The organism is Undibacterium sp. GrIS 1.2, assembly GCF_040544435.1.
Classification (GTDB): domain Bacteria; phylum Pseudomonadota; class Gammaproteobacteria; order Burkholderiales; family Burkholderiaceae_D; genus Undibacterium.
Window position 1 is genome coordinate 1 of sequence record NZ_JBEONP010000150.1, and the last position, 1,239, is coordinate 1,239.

Genomic DNA, 1,239 nt, shown 5'->3' on the forward strand with positions numbered 1-1,239 from the left:
GAGACCTTTGCATGACAGCCTTAATCAGAGCCGTTTCAGCAAAGGTTGAATTTTTAAAAAATAAAATGATGCTTTTTTAGTGATTTTGTCTTCAGCAATCATTTTTTTACTGTTTTCCCATCAAAGTGAGGGCGATTTGCCCTCATTGCCGTTTTTTAGGCGCAACTCTCCTGACCGCTCTGTAAATCGCGTTGAATCGCCACCCCGCGTTTGAGATTGTAGGCGATGCACATTAGCCCAAATCGCGTGTAATTACGTGCCAAACCGAGGTATCTGGCTTGCCCCATTCCGTAGTGCAGTTTGAGTACGCCAAACACACGCTCAACAATGCTGCGTATCCCCGAGTGTTGCCGGTTGCGTTTCTTTTGTTGATCGGTCAATGGCGTGTTGCGGTAGGCTCTTTCTAAAATGCAGTTCTTCGTTCTGGTTTCTGCCAGTAAGGCATCATGCTTGGCGCTCTTGTAGGCACTGTCTGCATACACCGCCGATTCTGTCCCTAAGAGTAAGGGTGCTAAACATTGAGAATCATGGACGTTACCGGCGGTGAATGCACTGGCTTTGATAAAGCCATCTTCTTCCACCGCGATATGCGCTTTATAGCCGTAGGTGGTTTTTTGTTTGCCCTCTGAGCTGGCCTTGACGTTATAGGCCGCTTCGCTATCTTGCGTGTTCCTGCCATTCACACCTTTGTTCGGCCGGTTCTGTTTGGCCTGGATGACGCTGGCGTCGACAATGCTGATTTCTCCTGCCTTGATATAGAGCTGCCGGCTGGTGAGTTGATCGTTGATCTCTTTGAGCAGCGCTTCCCATAGACCTCCAATCAGTTTTTGGCGAAAGCGCCACAGCGTGCTGTGGTCCGGTACATTCTCGCTAATATCCAAGCCGACAAATCGACGAAACAATAAATCCCGCGCCAGTTGCTTTTCTAGTTGCGGATCAGAGAGCGTGTACCACGACTGCAATAGCAGCGCTTTGAACATCATCAATGGCGGCCAGGCTTTCTCGCCTCTGGCTTTGCTGTGGATGCCATTCAATTGCGCTTCCAGCGGCAACCAGTTGATCAGGGCATGCACATCATCGAGTTCGGTGACCGCTTTATGCTCCACGATTAAGGCATCACCCAGACTGCGTTGTTTGATATTTTTCCACGCCATGATTGCCACTCTTTAAATTTATCCTGTTGCTATTGTCTCATTTGAGGTAAACACTCTGCTTGGCTTTTTATCGTGCAAAGATCTC

General features: G+C 48.5%; 1 protein-coding gene. It reads right to left on the bottom strand.

The features are described from left to right. Positions 1 to 155: 155 nt before the first annotated feature. Entirely contained in the window at positions 156 to 1,154 is a 999-nt protein-coding gene (locus AAKU61_RS22605) for an IS5 family transposase (protein WP_323493039.1), read from the bottom strand. Positions 1,155 to 1,239 lie beyond the last annotated feature (85 nt).